Source organism: Phytoactinopolyspora endophytica (assembly GCF_004138495.1).
GTDB lineage: Bacteria > Actinomycetota > Actinomycetes > Jiangellales > Jiangellaceae > Phytoactinopolyspora > Phytoactinopolyspora endophytica.
Genome location: NZ_ML142850.1, coordinates 316,110 through 317,304, shown reverse-complemented (window position 1 = coordinate 317,304; position 1,195 = coordinate 316,110). Strand labels below are relative to the sequence as shown.

1 protein-coding gene is annotated in these 1,195 nt (G+C 69.9%); it reads right to left on the bottom strand.

Translation table 11 applies throughout. The features are described 5' to 3' along the window. Positions 1 to 80: 80 nt before the first annotated feature. Positions 81 to 1,195: PucR family transcriptional regulator (locus ELR45_RS04795; protein WP_205855972.1), on the bottom strand; the 1,115-nt coding region annotated here is incomplete at its 5' end.

Below are 1,195 nucleotides of genomic sequence, written 5' to 3'. Positions count from 1 at the left end.
CCAGTGCGCCTCCCTCCTCGGCCTTGCGAGGCATCCAGCCGGGCACCTGCTCGCTACGGCCGAGATCCATCAGACACGCCCTAGTCGAACGAGGGCGGGTTGAGCCGGCCCAGGGTGAGCGCGATACGCAGCGTGTACGAGTCTCGTGGGTCGGTAGGCATCAGGCCGGCGACGTCGGCGACCCGCCGCAAGCGGTAGCGGACCGTGTTGGGATGCACGAACAGCAGCCGCGCGGCAGCCTCGACGGACGCACCCGTCTCCAGATAGGCGGCGAGCGTCTCCAAGACGACGGGCCCGGCCTCGGCGACCGGGAGGAAGACTTCCTGGACGAGCTCCCGCACCGCTTCGTCATCTCCGGAGAGAGCACGTTCCGGCAGCAACGCCGACGATGCGACCGGGCGGGGAGCGTCGGGCCAGCCGTCGGCGGCGAGAAGGGCCGACACGGCGTGCCTGGCGGACACATTGGCCGACACCAGGTCCGGCACCAGCGGGCCGACGATGACAGGACCGGCGCCGAAATGCGTGACCAGACAGTCCGCCGCTTTGACGGGGTCTTCGACGTGGCCGAGGACGGCAACGAGCCGATCACCTTGTATGCCGGTGAGCACGTCGTAGCCGGACTTGCGCGCGCTGCGCCGGATGGCATCGACGGTGCCGTCGCTCGCGGAGGGCGGCCTCCCGATGAGGACCGCGACTCCGTCCTGTGCCGTCCATCCCAGCGCCGACGCCCGCGAACGGACATCCTCGTCGACCTCACCGCGGAGCAACGAGTCGACGACGGTCGCCTCCAGCCGCGCATCCCACGAACCACGTGCCTCCGCGTACCGGGCGTACACGTGAGCGGCCGAGAAGGCCACCTCGCGGGAGTAGCGGAGAACCCCTTCCAGGACGGCGGGCGCGTCCTCCTCGCCCACCACGTCGGCGACGTTGTCCTCGACGACCTCGATCGCCACCCGGACCACCTCGACGGCCTGTTGCAGACTGATCGACCGGATCAGCTCCCGGGGGGCCGTTCCGAACACGTCGGCGGTTGGAGTCGGTCGCGCGTCGCCCGGGTTGCGGTACCAGTCGACGAAGGCGGCGATGCCCGCCTGAATCACCAGCCCGACCCATGATCGCTGCTCCGGAGGCATCGATCGATACCAGGCGAGCCGCTCCTCCATCTTGGATATGGCAGCCGTCGCCAACGTGCCCG